This window comes from Bradyrhizobium sp. 197 (assembly GCF_023073375.1).
GTDB lineage: Bacteria > Pseudomonadota > Alphaproteobacteria > Rhizobiales > Xanthobacteraceae > Bradyrhizobium.
Map to the genome: position 1 here is coordinate 140,837 of NZ_JADPJJ010000004.1, position 18,351 is coordinate 159,187.

Here is an 18,351-nt window from a genome sequence, read left to right on the forward strand (position 1 = left end):
TGCTGTCAGTCGCCCGCCTCCGCCGGAGTGTTGCCGCCTGCGCTGTTCGGCCAGACCCAGCCCTGGACATCCGGCATGTCCTCGCCGTGCTCGCGCACATAGCGCGAATGCTCGATCAGCTTGTCACGGAATTGCTGCTTCACCTGCGCCGCCTTGGCGGCGAGCCCAGGCACACGTTCGATCGCTTCGATCGCGAGGTGATAGCGGTCGAGCCCGTTGAGCACGACCATGTCGAACGGCGTGGTCGTGGTGCCTTCCTCGGCAAAGCCGCGCACATGCATGCCGGCATGGTTGGTGCGGTTGTAGGTGAGACGGTGGATCAGGTAAGGATAGCCGTGATAGGCGAAGATCACTGGTTTGTCGCGCGTGAACAGGCTGTCGAAGTCGCGGTCGTCGAGGCCGTGCGGATGCTGCTCCCGAGGCTGCAGGGTCATCAGGTCGACGACATTGACGACGCGCATCTTCAGGTCGGGCAGTGCCTTGCGCAGGAGGTCGACCGCGGCGAGCGTTTCCAGCGTCGGCACGTCACCGGCGCAGGCCATCACCACGTCGGGCTCTTGTCCCACGCCTTCCGTGCCGGCCCAGCTCCAGATGCCGATGCCCGCATCGCAATGCGTGGCCGCTTCCTGCATCGACAGCCATTGCGGCGCCGGCTGCTTGCCGGCGACGATCACGTTGATGCGATCGTAGGTGCGCAGGCAATGGTCCGCGATCCACAGCAGCGTGTTGGCATCCGGCGGGAAGTAGATGCGAACGATGTCGGCCTTCTTGTTGGCGACGAGATCGACGAAGCCGGGATCCTGATGGCTGAAGCCGTTGTGGTCCTGGCGCCAGACATGCGAGGTCAGCAGATAATTGAGCGAGGCGATCGGGCGCCGCCATGCGAGATGCCGCGTCACTTTGAGCCATTTGGCGTGCTGGTTGAACATGGAATCCACGATGTGGATGAAGGCCTCGTAGCAGGAGAACAAGCCGTGCCGTCCGGTGAGCAGATATCCTTCTAACCAACCCTGGCAGAGATGCTCGCTCAGCACCTCCATCACGCGGCCATCCTGCGCGAGATGCACGTCGTAAGATTCGATCGGCTCCATCCAGACGCGTTCGGTCGCCTCGAACACTGCGTCTAACCTGTTTGACGCGGTCTCGTCCGGACCCATGATACGGAAGTTGCGCTCTTGCGCGTTGAGGCGGATGACGTCGCGCAGGAATTTGCCGAACTCGCGCGTCGCTTCCCCCATGACGCCGCCGGGCTCTCGCACGTCCACCGCGAAGCTGCGGAAGTCCGGCAGCTTCAGCTCCTTCTTCAGAAGGCCGCCATTGGCGTGCGGATTGGCGCCCATGCGGCGATTGCCTTCGGGCGCGAGCGCCTGGAGCTCGGCAATGAGCGCGCCGCTCCCGTCGAACAGCTTTTCCGGCTCGTAGCTGCGCATCCAGTCTTCGAGAATCTTCAGATGCGCCGGATTCTCCCGGCAGTTCGCGACCGGCACCTGATGTGCACGCCAAAAACCTTCGACCTTCTTGCCGTCGACCTCCTTGGGGCCGGTCCAGCCCTTCGGGCTGCGCAGCACGATCATCGGCCAACGCGGACGTTCGACGCTCTTGCGGCCGTCGCGGGTGTGCTGCTGGATCGACCGGATGCCGGCGAGCGCGACGTCGAGCGCGTCCGCCATGGCTCGGTGCATCAATTTGGGATCGTCGCCCTCGACGAACAGTGGCTCGTGGCCGAGCCCGCGGAAGAGATCGCGGATCTCTTCATCGCGCATCCGCCCGAGCACCGTCGGATTGGCAATCTTGTAGCCGTTGAGGTGCAGGATCGGCAGCACCGCGCCGTCATGGGCGGGATTGAGGAACTTGTTGGAGTGCCAGGACGCCGCGAGCGGGCCGGTCTCGGCCTCGCCGTCGCCGACGACACAGGCGACGATCAGGTCGGGATTGTCGAAGGCCGCGCCGTAGGCATGCACCAGCGCGTAACCGAGCTCGCCGCCTTCATGGATCGAGCCCGGCGTTTCCGGCGCCGCGTGGCTCGGAATGCCGCCAGGGAAGGAGAACTGTCTGAACAGCTTGCGCAATCCGTCCGTATCGCGTGCGATATCGGGATAGATCTCGCTGTAGCTGCCTTCGAGATAGGTGTTGGCGACCATGCCGGGGCCGCCGTGGCCGGGACCGCAGACATAGATCACGCTCAGGTCCAGCGCGCGGATGACGCGGTTGAGATGGGCATAAATGAAGTTCAAACCCGGCGTCGTGCCCCAATGGCCGAGCAAACGCGGCTTGATGTGCTCGGGCCGCAAGGGCTCGCGCAGCAGCGGGTTGTCGAGCAGGTAGATTTGCCCGACGGAGAGATAGTTCGCAGCGCGCCAGTAGCGATCGAGGAGGCCGAGGTCGCTGCTCGCCGCAGGCGATTGTCTTCGATTTGTCATGTTCTTGCCGACCTTCACCCAGCGATTGTCACCAACATCGATCTGCGGCGATTGATCCCTGACCGGCATCAAACGAAGTCGTCGGAACGGGCGTGTTGCGCGAGGTCGAAGGCGCCCGCCCGACATTTGGGCGGTTACTGTGCATGGGGTTGGTTTTCAGTTTTTTGTTTGTGTTCTTGATTTGTTCCTTCGACATGCTATCTTGGCTTCATGAGTCCAGCATCCTCTCATGCTCTCAAGCACCCGCCGGTCACGGCGCCCTCCGAGCCGGCGGGTGCGCCTTCTGCTTTCCCTGAGCTTGCGGTCGCCATCGACAAGCAGCGCAGGCGAGGGCGGGGCGCCCAATCCAATGCCAGCGGCCGGTACGAGGCCGAGGCGCGCGTCGCCTTCGACGATGGCTGGCAGAGCCTGGAAGAGCTGCCGCCGTTCAAGACCACCGTCGGCGTCGACACTTCGCGCAAAGTGATCACCCGCAACGATTCTCCCGACATCGGGTTCGATCGCTCGATCAATCCGTATCGCGGCTGCGAGCACGGCTGCGTCTATTGCTTCGCGCGGCCGACCCATGCCTATCTCGGCCTGTCGCCGGGGCTCGACTTCGAATCGAAGCTGTTCGTGAAGCCTGAGGCACCGGCGCTGCTCGAGAAGGAGCTTGCTGCGCCCGGCTACGAGCCGCGGATGATCGCGATCGGCACCAACACCGATCCCTATCAGCCGATCGAGCGCGACCGCAAGATCATGCGCGGCATTCTGGAGGTGCTGGAACGCGCCGGCCATCCCGTCGGCATCGTCACCAAGTCGGCGCTGGTGACCCGCGACATCGACATTCTCGCGCGCATGGCCAAGCGCAACCTCGCCAAGGTCGGGATTTCGGTGACCTCGCTCGATCCGAAGCTCGCGCGCACCATGGAGCCGCGGGCATCGACGCCGCCGAAGCGGCTGGAGGCGCTGAAGCAGCTCTCGGAGGCCGGCATTCCGACCACCGTCATGGTCGCGCCCGTGATCCCCGCGCTGAACGATTCCGAGATCGAGCGCATCCTGGATGCCGCCGCCCATGCCGGCGTCAAGGAAGCTTCATACGTGCTGCTGCGGTTGCCGCTTGAGGTACGCGATCTCTTTCGTGAATGGCTGATGGCGAACTATCCGGACCGTTATCGCCACGTCTTCACGCTGATCCGCGACATGCGCGGCGGCCGCGACTACGACGCGAAATGGGGCGAGCGCATGAAGGGCACCGGCCCGACGGCCTGGACCATCGGCCGCCGCTTCGAGATCGCATGCGAGAGGCTCGGGCTGAACAAGCGGCGCTCCAAGCTGACGACGGATCATTTTGCCAAGCCGAAGCGGAACGGCGATCAGCTCAGCCTGTTCTGAGCGACGAAGTGGAAGAGGTGTCGTATGAGTAAGGAATTGCCGCCGCCGCCGGTGCCGCGGCTCACGGTCATCACGCTGGGCGTCAGCGACATCCGCGCCAGCATCGCTTTCTACGGCGCCCTTGGTTTCTCGCGCCGGCTGAAGCTAACCGGTGAGGCCGTTGCGTTCTATGACACCGGCGGTCCGGTGCTCGCGCTGTTTCCCTGGGATCAACTCGCGGCCGACGCTAAATTGCCCGATACTCCGAGGCCATCGACGTTCCGCGGCATGACGCTCGCCTGGAACTGTCGCGCGCGTGAGGAGGTGGACGCGGTGCTAGCATTCGCCCTCAGCAAGGGAGCCGCGCTGCTGAAGGCCGCGCATCAGACCGACTACGGCGGCTATTCCGGCTATTTCGCCGATCCTGACGGCCATCCCTGGGAGGTCGTGGTCGCGCCAGGCATCGAGGTCGGCGAGGACCGGCGGGTGCATCTGGCGGAATAGGGCGGCTGACCTGAATAACGGGAATTGTCCGAGGTTCCCGGTTGCGCAGGCCACGCCGCTTGCGCACGATCCCGGCCATGATTCGGGATCAATCCGCCAAGAAGCCGGCCAAAGGTGCGCCCAAGAAGGCTGCGCCCAGTAACAAGAAAGCTGCGCCCAAAAAATTGGCCAAGGCGCTGGTCGGCGGAAAAAGCGCCATCATCGTTCCCCCAAGCTTCCGCCGCGAGCGCGCGCTGATCAAGTGCGGGATCTGGCCGGTCGCGGGCTGCGATGAGGCCGGCCGCGGGCCGCTGGCCGGTCCTGTGGTGGCGGCTGCGGTGATTCTCGATCCCGACCGCATCCCGCGCGGCATCGACGATTCCAAGCGCCTGACGCCCGAGGCGCGCGAAAAGCTGTTCGACAAGATCTGCGCCACCGCGCAGGTCTCGGTCGCCGTCGCTTCGCGCTCCCGCATCGACCGCGACAACATCCTGCGCGCCTCGCTGTGGGCACTGAAGCGCGCCGTGGTGGCGCTGCCCGAGCAGCCCCGCCACGTCTTCGTCGACGGCCGCGACCGGCTCGATACCGAATGCGACTGCGAGGCCGTGATCGGCGGCGACGGCATCGTCCTGTCGATCGCGGCGGCCTCGATCGTCGCCAAGGTGACGCGGGACCGCCTGATGTGCGCGCTGGCGCAGGACTGCCCCGGCTACGGTTTCGAGCAGCACAAGGGCTACGCCGTTCCCGAGCACCTCGACGCGCTCAACCGCCTCGGCCCCACCGTCCACCACCGCAGCTTCTTTGCCCCCGTCGTCGCCGCCCGCGCCAAGCACATGCCCTGGACGGTTGAGCCGGCGCAGGACCTGTTTGCGGTGACCGAGATCGAGGTGCAGGTGGACACCAGCCTGGAATTCGACGCGTCGGCAAATCTCTAGACCAGACTCGGTTGCCACGACGCGCAGCGCCCTCTATCAAAACAGTCGTGAGCGAATAGGGCCGGCTGGACGGGTTGGCTGCATCTTTCGGACGTTGCATGCGGTTTACCTCCCTGGTTATCGAGCTCATTCGCGCCCGGCCGCGGCTGATCGTGTGGATCGCCGTGCTGCTCCAGGCCGCGATGTGGCTGTTTGTGGCGCTGGTGTTTTATCGCAGCCCGCCCGGCAGCCTCGCGACGCTGTTGGCCTTTGGCCGCGAATACCAGGTCGGCACCGATTTGGGCCCGCCCTTGCCGGTCTGGCTCGCCGACATCGCCTATCGCGCCGCCGGCGGCCACGTGTTCGGCGTCTACGTCCTGGCCGAGTTCTGCGGGATCGCAACCTTCATTACGCTCTATCATGTGTCCCGCGCCGTGGTCGGCCCCCAGCAGGCGGTGCTGGCCGTGCTGCTGACCATGACGATGCTGGCCTTCTCGTCGCCCGCACTCGACTTCGGCCCCCTTGTGCTGGCGCGACCGCTCTGGGCACTGCTGCTACTGCATTCCTGGCAGATCATCGGCCAGCGCCGCGGCAATGCCTGGTTCGCCTGGTCGATCGAGGCCGGCCTCCTGCTGCTGACGACGCCCGCGGCGATCTTCCTCCTGCTGCTGCTTATCGCCTTCGCGCTCGCAACCGCGGGCGGCCGCCGCACGTTGCGCGCATTCGACCCGCTGTTTGCGCTGGTGGTCGTCGCCGTGCTGGCATTGCCCTATGCGGTCTGGCTGATGCGCGCCGAGGCGCTCGTCCTGCCGGCTTGGCCTGAGGTCGCCGAGCTCAATGCCCGCGCGCTGCACGCGGGCTGGCTGCTCGGGGGACTCCTGCTCGGCGCGGCGGCGATCCCGGCGCTGACGATCCTCAACACCGGCCTGTTCGTTCCCAGGAGCGAGGAGGCGCCGATCATCTACCGGCCGCCGGTCGAGCCGCTCGCGCGCAACTTCGTCTATTTCTTCGCGCTGGCGCCGGCGCTCGGCGCGGTGCTGATCTCCGGCCTGCTGGGCCTCGATGCGGTCGTCGGCGGCGCCGGCGTCGTGCTGGTCATATCGGGGCTTGCCGTGGTCGTGATGGCCGGTGATCTCATCGCGATGCGCCGGGCGAAGATGCTGCGGATGGTGTGGGCCGGCGCCGTCGTGGCGCCCGCAATCGGCGTCGTGCTCGCCGTCCTGTTCCTGCCCTGGACCGGTGCCAACGAGATCGCGACCTCGATGCCGGCGCGGGCGATTTCGGACTTCTTCGACGAAAGCTTTGCCCGCCGCACCAATCATCGCCTGCGCGCGGTCGCCGGCGAGACACAACTTGCGAGCCTGATCACGCTGCATTCCGGCCGGCCGCATCTCTTCATCGATGCCGAGCCCGCGCGTACGCCGTGGATGAATCAGGCCAAATTCAGCGAGACCGGCGGCGTCGTGGTCTGGCGCGCCTCCGATACCGCCGGCACCCCACCGCCGGAAATCCTGGCGCGCTTTCCCGGCATCGTCCCGGAAGTGCCGCGCGCCTTCGAATGGCTGGTGACCGGACGCCAGCAGCTCCTGCGTATCGGCTGGGCCATCGTGCGGCCGAAGGGGACGTGACACTCTCGTGCCCCGGACGCTGCGCAGCACGAAGTGATGCGCAGCAGAGCCGGGGCCCATGTTGCGGCATGCTGGGTCCCGGCTCTGCGAAGCAGCGCTATGGCGCTGCATCGCGTCCGGGACACGAGAGACCGGCTATCCCGCCAGGATCTTCGCAATCGCCCGCAGATCCTGCCAAGCCAGCCTTTTGTACGAAGGCGAGCGCAACAGATAGGCCGGGTGGAAGGTCGGCAGCGCGCGGATGGTGCGGCCACCCGTCTCGTAGTCGAACCAGCGGCCGCGGGTGCGCATGATGCCTTCGCGGGTCGAGAGCAGCGTCTGCGTCGCGGGATTGCCGAGCGTCACCAGCACATCCGGATTCACCAGCTCGATCTGGCGCTGGATGAAGGGCAGGCAGATTTGGGTCTCCTGCGGCGTCGGCGTGCGGTTGCCGGGCGGCCGCCACGGAATCACGTTGGCGATGTAGGCGGTGGTGCGGTTGAGGCCTATGGCTCCTATCATCAAATCGAGCAGCTTGCCGCTGCGCCCGACGAAGGGCAGCCCCTCGATGTCCTCGTCGCGGCCCGGTGCCTCGCCGACGAACATGATGCGCGCCTGCGGATTGCCGTCGGCGAACACCAACCGCGTCGCCGTGTGTTTTAGCGCGCAGCCGTCAAAACTTTGCATCAACTCGCGTAGCGCCTCCAGCGTCGGCGCGGTGCGCGCAGCCTCGCGCGCCGAGGCGATCGCGATGTCGGGCGCGGGTGCGGTTTCGCCGCGTATCACCGCGGGGGCGGCCACCGGTCGGGGTGCTTCGACCGGAGGTGGCGCGCGTGGGGCCGGAGGTGGGGCATCCAATTCCGCCAGGCGGTCGGTCGGTTCCTCCGCGAGCGCGCAATCGACTCCAGCCTCCAGATAGAAGGCGAGAAGCTCTCGGACGGTGGGTGCGGGTTCTGGGATCATTTGGAAAGTCTGACTGTTAGTTCAGTTTAGGCCGCCTTGTATCCCAGCGAAACGCATTTCCTAGGTTGTCCTACCCGGAAAAATCGGAAACAAGAGGGCGCAATCGACCAAGGACCGTCTCAAGGGCTGAGATCAGATGAGCACCGAAGAACTTCCCGCGCGCGAATCCATGGAATTCGACGTCGTCATCGTCGGCGCCGGCCCCTCGGGCCTGGCCGCGGCGATCCGGTTGAAGCAGATCAATGCCGATCTCAACGTTGTCGTGGTGGAGAAGGGCTCCGAGGTCGGCGCGCATATTCTCTCCGGCGCCGTGATCGATCCGGCCGGGCTCGACAAGCTGATCCCGGACTGGCGCGAGGATTCCGACTGCCCGCTGAAGACGCAGGTCAAGGACGACCGCTTCTACTGGATGACGGGCGGCGGCGCGATCAAGCTGCCGAATTTCATGATGCCGCCGCTGATGGACAACCATCATTGCTATATCGGCTCGCTCGGCAATGTCTGCCGTTGGCTCGCGCGCAAGGCCGAGGCGCTCGGTGTCGAGATCTATCCGGGCTTTGCCGCTGCCGAGGTGCTCTATGACGAGCAGGGCGCGGTGAAGGGCATCGCCACCGGCGACATGGGCATCGGCCGGGACGGCAAGCCGAAGGACTCCTTCACCCGCGGCATGGAATTGCTCGGCAAGTACACCCTGTTCGCCGAAGGCGCCCGCGGCAGCCTGACCAAGCAGCTGATCGCGAAGTTCGCGCTGGACTCCAACAGCGAACCGTCGAAGTTCGGCATCGGGCTCAAGGAAGTCTGGCAGATCGATCCCGCCAAGCATCAGAAGGGCATGATCCAGCATTCGTTCGGCTGGCCGCTCGACCTGAAGACCGGCGGCGGCTCGTTCCTCTATCACTACGACGACAATCTCGTTGCCGTCGGCTTTGTCGTGCATCTCAACTACGACGATCCGTATCTGTCGCCGTTCGACGAGTTCCAGCGCTTCAAGACGCACCCCTCGATCCGCGGCACCTTCGAGGGCGCCAAGCGGCTCGCCTATGGCGCGCGGGCCATCACCGAGGGCGGCTATCAGTCGGTGCCGAAACTCAGCTTCCCCGGCGGCGCGCTGATCGGCTGCGCGGCCGGCTTCGTCAACGTTCCCCGCATCAAGGGCGTGCACAATGCGATGGGCACAGGCATGCTTGCCGCCGAGCATGTCGCTGTCGCGCTCGCCGCCAATCGCGCCAACGACGAGATCGTCGACTACGAGAACGCCTGGCGCTCTTCCTCGGTCGGCAAGGATTTGTTCCTGGTCCGCAACGTCAAGCCGCTGTGGTCGAAATTCGGCACCGTGCTCGGCGTCGCGCTCGGCGGCTTTGACATGTGGTGCAACACGCTGTTCGGAGGTTCGCTGTTCGGAACCCAGCCGCACGCCAAGCCTGATCGCTCGACACTCGATCCGGCCAAGGCCCACGCGCCGAAGAACTACCCGAAGCCGGACGGCAAGATTACCTTCGACAAGCTGTCCTCGGTGTTCCTGTCCAATACCAATCATGAGGAGGACCAGCCGGTCCATCTCAAGGTCACGGACATGAATCTTCAGAAGACCTCGGAGCACGACGTGTTCGCGGGTCCTTCGAATCGCTATTGCCCGGCCGGCGTTTATGAATGGGTCGAGGAGGGTTCGAGCCCGCGCTACCAGATCAACGCCCAGAATTGCGTTCACTGCAAAACCTGCGACGTGAAGGACCCCAACGGCAACATCACCTGGGTTCCTCCGGAGGGCGGCGGCGGCCCGAACTACGAGGCGATGTAAGGGGGGTCACCGAGCCAAGACCCTGGTGATCAAGGCCCAATGTGACCGAAGCGACGTGACCCAGGCCCTGTGACGCACGTTCGCGTGAGAACCCGGCTGCGGTTGCGGTCCGTGGCCACGATAAGGCCATACTAGCAGCGTCTTGGGGCGCTCTTGACCGGTCACTTGGCCGATTTGGGACGTGCGGCGGGGATCGCCCGGCCCGAATCCTTGCGGTGAAGCGCCAAAAGCGGCATTGTCGGCCCGACGGTTCCGGGTCCCGATGCCACCGGCCGCGTTCGCTTGCGATACGGCCTTTTGCTGCAGACCCAGGCACTACCAACTCAAGGCGAGCCCTGATGCTTTCAAATCGTTTCAACCGCTGGACTGTTGCCGCCATCGCCCTCATGGGCACAGCGATCGCGACGATCCCCGGCGCGGTCCTGGCGCAGACGCCGGATCATCCGTCCGACACGGCGGTGCAGTTTCCGACCCGAAACGATCTGAAGGCGCTCACCACCTCCGGCAGCTATCTCGCCGCCCGCCACGCCAGCGTCGAGCGCGACGCGGCCTCTGCCGCCGCGTTCTACCGCTCCGCTCTGCGCACCGACCCGAAGAACAACGAGCTGCTCGACCGCGCCTTCATCTCGTCGGTCGCCGACGGTGACATCGACGAAGCCGTCAAGCTCGCCGAGCGCATCCTCACCATCGACAAGACCAACCGCGTCGCGCGCCTCGTCGTCGGCGTGCACGATCTCAAGTTCAAGAAGTACGCGACCGCGCAGACCAACATCAACCAGTCGATCCGCGGTCCGATCACCGATCTCGTCGCCACGCTGCTGTCGGGCTGGGCCGCCTATGGTGCGGGCGATGCCAAGGGCGGTGTCGCGACCATCGACAAGCTGGCCGGTCCGGAATGGTATCCACTCTTCAAGGACCTCCACGCCGGCATGATCCTCGAACTCTCCGGCAAGGAGAAGGACGCCGGCACCCGGTTCGAGCGCGCCTACAAACTGGACGATTCCATGCTGCGTGTCACCGAGGCCTATGCGCGCTGGCTGTCGCGCAACAAGGACTCGGCCGCCGCGACCACCGTCTACCAGGCGTTCGACAAGAAGCTCGCCCGCCATCCGCTGATCGTGGAAGGCCTGCGCGAGACCAAGGCCGGCAAGAAGATGCCGCCGCTGGCCGATTCCGCGCAAGCCGGCGCCGCCGAAGCGCTCTACGGCATTGGCGCCACGCTGACCCGCCGCGGCGGCGAGGATCTGGCGCTGGTCTATCTCCAGCTCTCGCTCTACCTCCAGCCCAGCCATCCCCTGGCGCTGCTCTCGCTCGCCGATCTCTATGAATCGGTGAAGCGGCCGCAGATGGCGATCAAGGTCTATGAGCGGGTGCCGTCGTCCTCGCCGCTCAAGCGCAACGCACAGATCCAGCTCGCTATCGATCTGGATTCCGCCGACCGCACCGACGAGGCGATCAAGATCCTCAAGGGTGTCACCACTGAGGATTCCAAGGATCTCGAAGCCATCATGGCGCTCGGCAACATCGAGCGCGGCCGCAAGAAGTTCGGCGAATGCGGCGCGACTTATTCGCAAGGCGTCGACGTGCTGCCGGCCGGCAACGACAAGGCCAACAGCGTCTGGTACTATTATCGCGGCATCTGCGAGGAGCGCTCCAAGCAGTGGGGCAAGGCCGAAGCCGACATGAAGAAGGCGCTCGAGCTGCAGCCCGACCAGCCGCACGTCCTCAACTATCTCGGCTATTCCTGGATCGACCAGGGCGTCAATCTCGACGAAGGCATGAAGATGATCAAGCGGGCGGTCGAGCAGCGCCCAGACGACGGCTACATCGTCGACTCCCTCGGCTGGGCCTATTACCGCATCGGCAATTACGAGGACGCGGTGAAGAACCTCGAGCGCGCGATCGACCTCAAGCCCGAGGATCCCACCATTAACGACCACCTTGGCGACGCCTATTGGCGCGTCGGCCGCACGCTGGAAGCCAAGTTCCAGTGGGCGCACGCCCGCGATCTCAAGCCCGAGGCGGATGAGCTTCCGAAGATCGAAGCCAAGATCGCAAACGGTATGACCGACGACAATTCGAACTCCTCGGCTGCGCAGGCGGAGAAGGAGAAGAAGAAGGACGACGGCAAGGGCGGCGGCTGAGCTGAGCGCATGGTCCGGAAAAGTGTGTAGCGGCTTTCCGGCAAGATCATGCGAAGGAAAAACTAAGTTCTGGGGGCGTGTCGCCAATGCCGGCGTTCATTGAAGAAGGGCGCGCGAAGGTCAATTTGAGCCTTCGCGTGGTCGGCCGTCGTGCCGACGGCTACCATGATCTCGAAAGCGTCGTCGCGTTTGCCGACTGCGCCGACCGGCTGACGTTGGAGCCCGGCGGCGAGTTGAAGCTCACCACCACGGGGCCGCTCGCGGCGGCCTGCGGTGATATGGCCGACAACCTTGTGTTCAAGGCGGCCAAGCTCCTGGCCGACGCCGTGCCGAACCTGAAGCTGGGCGCCTTCGCGCTCGACAAGGTGCTCCCCGTCGCGGCCGGCATTGGCGGCGGCTCGGCCGACGCCGCGGCGGCGCTGCGGTTGCTGGCACGTCTCAACAATCTGTCGCTCGACGATCCGCGGCTCCAGAAGGTCGCGCTTGCGACCGGCGCCGACGTGCCGGTGTGCCTGTTCTCGCGCGCCTGCGACGTGACCGGTGTCGGCGAGCAGCTGCTGCCCTTGATGCTGCCGAGCATGCCCTGCGTGATGGTCAATCCGCGCGTGCCGGTCGCGACCAAGGATGTGTTCCAGGCGCTGGGCCTGCGCAACGGCGAACTCCTGGTCGGCGCCACCTCCGTCTTCGACGCCCCGGCCTGGCCGGACGAGGGCGCCTCCATTGCCGATTGGGTCGATACTCTCGAGACCGTCGCCAACGATCTCGAAGCGCCGGCGATGCGCATCGAGCCCGTGATCGGCGACGTGCTGGAAGCCTTGCGTGACTCCGCCGGCGTCAAGCTCGCCCGCATGTCCGGCTCGGGTGCGACGTGTTTTGCGATCTATGGCGCGTCCACTGATGCGCATACCGCCGCCGAGAAGATCCGCAGGGATCATTCCCGCTGGTGGGTGCACGCGGGGACATTGAGCTAGGCCACCCCGAGAAACTCTCGGATCTCACCCAACACCTCCTGCGGCTTGTCATGCTGCAGCCAGTGTCCGGCCTCGGCGATGGTCACGACGCGCGCCTGCGGGAAGTAGCGCTCCAGGCCTGCGGCCCTGGCGCCCGCGAGAAAGCTTTCGCCGGCATTCAAGAGCAGCGTCGGGCAGGTGATGCGCGACCACAGCGCGACGTGGTCGTCCGGCCAGAGCCGGTGCGGCGCAGAGGCGCGCTGGTGGGGATCGAACTTCCAGCTATAGGTGCCGTCGTCGTTCTGCCGCGCGCCGTGGGTGGCAAGATGCAGCGCGAGGCCGCGGGACAGCCGCTTGTTGTGAAGCACCATCTGCGCGGCCGCATCCTCAAGGGTCGAATAGCGGCGCGGCGTGCGGTCGTGCAGTCTGTCAAGCTGGCCGACCCATTTGCTGATGCGCTCATGCGTCGGTGACTTCGGTGTATCCGGCAGCATGGTCACACCGTCGAGCACGACCAGCTTCGAGACCAGTTCGGGGAATGATCCTGAAAAAATCAGGCTCACCATGCCGCCCATCGAATGGCCGACGAGAGTGACTTGGGGCGCGGCGATGCTGCGGACGAGTTGGGTGAGATCGTACACATATTCGGTCAGCGCGTAGCTGCCGCCCTTGGTCCATTCGGAATCGCCGTGCCCGCGCAGGTCGGGCGCGAGCACGTGAAAATGCGGCTGCAGCGACCGGGCGATGACGTCCCAGCTCCGGCAGTGATCGCGGCCGCCGTGAACCAGGACGGCTACGGGCGCGCCGTCGTTGCCCCAGTCGGCATAATGCAGCCGCAGGCCGTGCGACTCATAGAATCGGCTTTGCGGGGCGAGCGTCGTGGAGCTATCCATTCACGGGCCGCCGCGCCAGTGCGAGCGACAGGCCGAGGCCCGCGATGAAGACGCCCGAGCCCTGGGTGAGACGCCGCATCAAATGCGGCCTTCCAATCAGCTGCGTACGTGTCGCGGAGGCCATCAGCACCACCACGATATCGGCGAGCGTGTTCAGCGTCACCGAGATCGCGCCGAACACGATGAATTGCAGCGTCGGGTTCGATCCCGCCGGGTCAAGGAACTGCGGAATGAAGGCGAGGAAGAACGCGGCGGTCTTCGGGTTCAGCGCCTCGACCAGCACGCCGTCGCGAAAGGCGCGCTTGTCGCCGACGGGCTCGCTGTCGAATGACAGCGCGCGGCTGGCGCTGCGGAAAGTTCTGATGCCGAGCCAGACCAGATAGAGTGCGCCGACTAATTTCACGGCGGCAAACAGCTGGGCGCTGGCAAGGATGATCGCGGAGATGCCGAGGCTGCCCGCGACCACATGAACCAGCCCGCCGAGCGCGGTGCCCGCGGTCGATGCAAAACCGCTGGTGCGCCCTTCCGACAAGGTCCGTGCCGCGACGTAGAAAATGCCGGGGCCGGGAACGGCGGCAATGAGACAAGCTGCGGCCAGGAATAGCCAGAAATTCGTTTCGATCATCCTGTTTCGTAGCGCAGCTTGCCGCGATTGCAAGCCCTCTTGCCTAGCCGATCCGGCGGAAGATCACGCTGGCATTGACGCCGCCGAAGCCGAACCCGTTGGAGATGGCGTTGAGCATCGGCATCGGCCGGGCCGCGCCGGCGACGATGTCGATGCCGTCCGCACCCGGATCAGGGTTTTCGAGATTGAGCGTCGGCGGCGCGATCTGGTCGCGCAGGGCGAGGATGGTGAAGATCGCCTCGAGCCCTCCGGCGGCGCCGAGCAGATGGCCGGTGGCCGATTTGGTCGCGCTCACGGCAATGCCGCGGTGACGGCCGAACAGCGCGGCAATCGCGCCAAGCTCGCTCTCGTCGCCGGCCGGCGTCGACGTCGCGTGCGCGTTCAGGTGCTGCAAGTCCGCGGGCGCAAGCTTCGCCTGTCGGAGCGCGATCTCCATCGCGCGCCGGGCGCCGTCGCCATCCGGCGGACCCGACGTCATGTGATAGGCGTCTGCGGTCGTGCCGTATCCGACGATCTCCGCGATCGGCGTCGCGCCGCGCGCCAATGCATGCTCCAGCTCCTCGATCACCAGGATGCCGGCGCCTTCGCCCATGACAAAACCGTCGCGGTCGCGATCGAACGGGCGCGAGGCGCGTGCGGGCTCGTCGTTGAAGGAGCTCGACAGTGCGCGGGCCGCGGCAAAGCCGCCGAGACTGACGATGTCGATGCAGGCCTCCGCGCCGCCGCAGATCGCCACATCAATCTCGCCCGCGCGGATCATGCGCGCGGCATCACCGATCGCCTGAACGCCGGCGGCGCACGCCGTGACCGGTGTGCCCAGCGCACCCTTGTAGCCGTATTTGATCGAGACGTGGCCGGCCGCGAGATTGGCGAGGAAGGAGGGAATCGTGAACGGCGACAGCCGGCGCGGGCCGCGCTGTTCGGTGATGCGCACCGCCTCCGCCATCGCCGGAAAGCCGCCGACACCGGAGGCGATGATCGTCGCGGTTCGTTCCAGTGCGGTCGCATCCTGCGGCGTCCATTTGGACTGCGCGACCGCTTCTGCGGTGGCGAGCAGCGCGAACAGGATAAACCGGTCCATCTTGCGCTGGTCTTTCGGCGCGGCGGCCTGCGCGGGATCGAAGCCGCCATCCGCGTCATTGGTCTTGTCGGGCACGAGGCCGGCAATGCGCGCGGGCAGCGCCAGCGACCATTCGGGCAGCGGGCGCAGCCCGCTTTGACCGGCCAGCAGCCGGCGCCAGGACAGTTCGACACCGCAGCCAAGCGGCGACACCGCGCCCATCCCCGTCACGACGATACGACGCATGTCAGTCTCCAGCCGGCGCGACGGCCGGGTTCATGGCTTTGAGCGAGGTCAGCCGTTTACGCATGACACGGCTGGCGCGGGGGCCGGCGATGATGACCGCATTGGCGAGCGTGATCGGTTGCATGTCGGCGGCATCGACCACGACCGGATCGAACGGACGACTATCGTCGCGGTTCGCCAGCAAAATGGATTCGCCTTTCGGCGTGAGATGCTTGTTGCCCCAGGCGAGCAGCGCGACGATCACGGGAAAGAAATCCCGCGCCTTGTCCGTCAGCACATATTCGTAACGCGGCGGCCGCTCGTGATAGCGGCGGCGGACGAACATGCCGCTTTCGGTGAGATGGGCCAACCGCCGCGACAGGATGTTTGGCGCGATGCCGAGGCTTTGCGAAAATTCGTCGAACTTCGTCGCGCCCTGGAACGCGTCCCGCAGGATCAAAATGCTCCACCATTCACCAACGGTCTCCACGGCACGGCCGACCGGGCATTCCAGGATGGAGGGGGATTTGGGCTGCATAGGGGGAAAGTAGGAGTGTAGCTTGCAAAATGCAAGTTACTCGTCATTGCGAGCGCAGCGAAGCAATCCAGAGTCCTGCCGCGGTGGCAGACTGGATTGCTTCGCTGCGCTCGCAATGACGATTGTTGATGCAGTCGGGCGCTGTCTCACCGACCTTCGCCGGCAAGACACCGAAATGTGCGGGTAGCGTGCGAGCCCTAATGCGACCGTGCCAGACAGAACGCCACGACCTGCTCCAGTGCGCTCTTCATTGGCGAGGACGGGAACAGCGCCAGCGCGTCCACGGCCATGGCGCCGTAGTGCTGGGCGCGGCTCCGCGTGTCTTCGAGCGCGCGGTGCTTGTTCATCAACCCGATGGCGTGGTCGAGGTCGGTGTCGCCGATCTCGCCGCGCTCGAGCGCGCGGATCCAGAAGGCGCGCTCGGTGTCGTTGCCGCGGCGGAAGGCGAGCACGACGGGCAGCGTGATCTTGCCCTCGCGAAAATCGTCGCCGGTGTTCTTGCCGAGTTTTGCGCTCTTGCCGCCATAGTCGAGCACGTCGTCGACGAGCTGGAAAGCGATGCCGAGATTCATGCCGACCGATCGGCAGGCGGTCTGTTCCGCCTTGGGGCGGTTGGCGATGACAGGGCCGACCTCGCAGGCAGCGGCGAACAGCTCGGCGGTCTTGCCGCGGATCACGGCGAGATATTCGTCTTCGGTGGTCGCGGTGTTCTTGGCGGCGGCAAGCTGCATCACCTCGCCCTCGGCGATGGTCGCGGCGGCCGCGGAGAGGATGTCGAGCGCGCGGAGCGAGCCGACCTCGACCATCATGCGAAAAGCCTGGCCGAGCAGGAAGTCGCCGACCAGCACGCTCGCCTCGTTGCCCCAGAGCATCCGCGCCGACAGCTTGCCGCGGCGCATCTCGCTCTCGTCGACGACGTCGTCGTGCAGGAGCGTGGCGGTATGCATGAACTCGACGGAGGCGGCGAGCTTGATATGGCCGTCACCGGCGTAGCCGGCGAGGTTGGCCATGGCGAGCGTCAGCATCGGCCGCAGGCGCTTGCCCCCGGAGGAGATCAGATGGTTGGCGACCTCGGGGATCATGGTCACGTCCGAACCGGTCCGCGACAGGATCGTGGCGTTGACGCGCTCCATGTCACCGGCGACAAGGACAACCAGCTCTTCGATCGACGCGCCGGGAGTTTCGAAAGGTACGATGACGGCCACGCCGGTCTCCAATATTTGCCCCGGAAGGGCTATTCTGATCGAAAGACAATAGAAACTGGACGGGGATGCGGCAAGGGCCCGTGGAACCATTGACATTGCCGCTTAATCCCCGTCAGGCAGGAGGCCTGTGTTTTGCTAGAACTGGTTCGGACCAACGATATGGTGCTGCTGTCGGCGGTCGGCGCGCTGCTCGACGGCGCCAACATCCATCATCTGGTGCTGGACCAGAACATGAGCATCATCGAGGGCTCGCTGGGCATTTTGCCGCGGCGGATCCTGGTCCATGAAGACGACGCCCTCGAGGCCCGGCAGCTCCTGACCGAGGCCGGCCTCAGCCACGAACTCCGCAGCGATAGGTGAAGCGCTGACAGACCTCACCGAAGACGCCTTTCTCGGCGGGCAGTTGCGACTGAAGCAGAAGCGGTCCGGCCATCGCGCCGGGCACGACGCCATTTTGCTCGCGGCGGCGACGCATGCCCAAGCGGGCGACCGCGTGGTCGATCTCGGCGCCGGCATCGGCACAGCCGGGTTGGCGCTGGCCCGGCGCGTGGCCGGTATCGGGCTCAGCCTGGTCGAGATCGATCCGGAACTGGCAGGGCTTGCGCGCGCCAATGCGGCGGCGAATGCGATTGCCGCCGAGACCATCGTGCTCGACGTCACCGCGGACGCACAGGCGTTTGCGGCGAGCGGGCTGGCGCCCGACAGCGTCGACGTGGTGCTGATGAATCCGCCCTTCAACGATCCCGCTCGCCATCGTGGCTCGCCCGATCAAGCGCGCCACACCGCGCATGTGGCGACCGACGAGACGTTGAATGCGTGGGTGCATGCGGCACGGCGCATCCTCCGATCGGACGGCGCGCTAACATTGATTTGGCGCGCAGATGGGATCGCCGACGTTTTGGCAGCGCTGTCACGCGGCTTCGGAAGTCTCGCGATCCTGCCGGTTCATGGCGAAGCGGGACGGCCCGCGATCCGCGTGTTGGTGCACGCCGTCAAGGGAGGCCGGGCTCCAACGCGCGTGCTACCGGGCCTCATGCTCAACGACGGGCCACGCGTGCCGAACAACGAGGTGAGGGATATTCTGGAGGGAAGGGCGGTGTTGCCGCTGGTTGAGCCGTGACGGCCTACTGCGGAAGCGATTCCGACTGCTGCTCTTGCGGAGTCGTCAGGCGG

General features: G+C 65.7%; 16 protein-coding genes. 9 read left to right on the top strand and 7 right to left on the bottom strand.

What is annotated here, in order from left to right; translation table 11 throughout:
* Nucleotides 1-5: 5 nt before the first annotated feature.
* Nucleotides 6-2,420 (bottom strand): phosphoketolase family protein, encoded by a 2,415-nt coding sequence (locus tag IVB27_RS01535; protein ID WP_247440920.1) that lies wholly within the window; start codon nt 2,418-2,420, stop codon nt 6-8.
* 210 nt (nt 2,421-2,630) lie between these two features.
* Here IVB27_RS01535 and IVB27_RS01540 point away from each other — a divergent pair, with 210 nt between their 5' ends.
* The 4 genes from IVB27_RS01540 (at nt 2,631) to IVB27_RS01555 (ending at nt 6,798) form a co-directional block, all read left to right on the top strand.
* Nucleotides 2,631-3,794 carry a PA0069 family radical SAM protein gene (locus IVB27_RS01540; RefSeq protein ID WP_247440823.1) on the top strand — a complete coding sequence of 388 codons (1,164 nt, stop codon included), beginning with the start codon at nt 2,631-2,633 and terminating at the stop codon, nt 3,792-3,794.
* Between the two features lie 24 nt (nt 3,795-3,818).
* On the top strand, nt 3,819-4,277 hold the full coding sequence (locus tag IVB27_RS01545) for a VOC family protein (RefSeq protein WP_247440824.1): 459 nt from the start codon (nt 3,819-3,821) through the stop codon (nt 4,275-4,277).
* A 77-nt stretch (nt 4,278-4,354) separates the two neighbouring features.
* Nucleotides 4,355-5,191, top strand: a complete 837-nt coding sequence (rnhB, locus tag IVB27_RS01550) for a ribonuclease HII (RefSeq protein WP_247440826.1) — start codon at nt 4,355-4,357, stop codon at nt 5,189-5,191.
* 98 nt (nt 5,192-5,289) lie between these two features.
* The gene (locus tag IVB27_RS01555) at nt 5,290-6,798 is read left to right on the top strand and encodes a glycosyltransferase family 39 protein (RefSeq protein WP_247440828.1); all 1,509 of its coding nucleotides are present in this window, start codon (nt 5,290-5,292) and stop codon (nt 6,796-6,798) included.
* 135 nt (nt 6,799-6,933) lie between these two features.
* On the opposite strand, the gene IVB27_RS01560 is transcribed toward IVB27_RS01555, so the two are convergent.
* Complete coding sequence (locus tag IVB27_RS01560; protein WP_247440830.1) at nt 6,934-7,740, bottom strand: uracil-DNA glycosylase; 807 nt, start codon at nt 7,738-7,740, stop codon at nt 6,934-6,936.
* A 136-nt stretch (nt 7,741-7,876) separates the two neighbouring features.
* Here IVB27_RS01560 and IVB27_RS01565 point away from each other — a divergent pair, with 136 nt between their 5' ends.
* The 3 genes from IVB27_RS01565 (at nt 7,877) to IVB27_RS01575 (ending at nt 12,653) form a co-directional block, all read left to right on the top strand.
* Nucleotides 7,877-9,538, top strand: coding sequence for an electron transfer flavoprotein-ubiquinone oxidoreductase (locus tag IVB27_RS01565; RefSeq protein WP_247440832.1), 1,662 nt, complete (start codon nt 7,877-7,879; stop codon nt 9,536-9,538).
* 338 nt (nt 9,539-9,876) lie between these two features.
* A complete protein-coding gene (locus IVB27_RS01570) occupies nt 9,877-11,682 on the top strand; it encodes a tetratricopeptide repeat protein (protein ID WP_247440834.1) in 1,806 nt (601 codons plus the stop codon).
* A gap of 86 nt (nt 11,683-11,768) precedes the next feature.
* Nucleotides 11,769-12,653: a 4-(cytidine 5'-diphospho)-2-C-methyl-D-erythritol kinase gene (locus tag IVB27_RS01575; RefSeq protein ID WP_247440836.1), complete on the top strand. Its 885-nt coding sequence runs from the start codon at nt 11,769-11,771 to the stop codon at nt 12,651-12,653.
* Here IVB27_RS01575 and IVB27_RS01580 read toward each other — a convergent pair.
* The 5 genes from IVB27_RS01580 to IVB27_RS01600 form a co-directional block, all read right to left on the bottom strand.
* Nucleotides 12,650-13,525: an alpha/beta fold hydrolase gene (locus IVB27_RS01580; RefSeq protein ID WP_247440838.1), complete on the bottom strand. Its 876-nt coding sequence runs from the start codon at nt 13,523-13,525 to the stop codon at nt 12,650-12,652. The two genes, IVB27_RS01575 and IVB27_RS01580, sit on opposite strands and share 4 nt — an antisense overlap.
* Nucleotides 13,518-14,150, bottom strand: a complete 633-nt coding sequence (locus IVB27_RS01585; RefSeq protein WP_247440839.1) for a LysE family translocator — start codon at nt 14,148-14,150, stop codon at nt 13,518-13,520. The genes IVB27_RS01580 and IVB27_RS01585 overlap by 8 nt, the downstream gene beginning before the upstream one ends.
* A 43-nt stretch (nt 14,151-14,193) precedes the next feature.
* A complete protein-coding gene (fabF, locus tag IVB27_RS01590) occupies nt 14,194-15,456 on the bottom strand; it encodes a beta-ketoacyl-ACP synthase II (protein ID WP_247440841.1) in 1,263 nt (420 codons plus the stop codon).
* 1 nt (nt 15,457) lies between these two features.
* Nucleotides 15,458-15,973 (bottom strand): winged helix-turn-helix transcriptional regulator, encoded by a 516-nt coding sequence (locus tag IVB27_RS01595; protein WP_247440843.1) that lies wholly within the window; start codon nt 15,971-15,973, stop codon nt 15,458-15,460.
* 197 nt (nt 15,974-16,170) lie between these two features.
* Nucleotides 16,171-17,178 (bottom strand): polyprenyl synthetase family protein, encoded by a 1,008-nt coding sequence (locus IVB27_RS01600; protein WP_247440845.1) that lies wholly within the window; start codon nt 17,176-17,178, stop codon nt 16,171-16,173.
* A 132-nt stretch (nt 17,179-17,310) separates the two neighbouring features.
* On the opposite strand from IVB27_RS01600, the gene IVB27_RS01605 reads away from it, so the two are divergent.
* On the top strand, nt 17,311-17,538 hold the full coding sequence (locus tag IVB27_RS01605) for a putative signal transducing protein (RefSeq protein WP_247440846.1): 228 nt from the start codon (nt 17,311-17,313) through the stop codon (nt 17,536-17,538).
* Nucleotides 17,531-18,298 (top strand): tRNA1(Val) (adenine(37)-N6)-methyltransferase, encoded by a 768-nt coding sequence (locus tag IVB27_RS01610; RefSeq protein WP_247440922.1) that lies wholly within the window; start codon nt 17,531-17,533, stop codon nt 18,296-18,298. The genes IVB27_RS01605 and IVB27_RS01610 overlap by 8 nt, the downstream gene beginning before the upstream one ends.
* Nucleotides 18,299-18,351 lie beyond the last annotated feature (53 nt).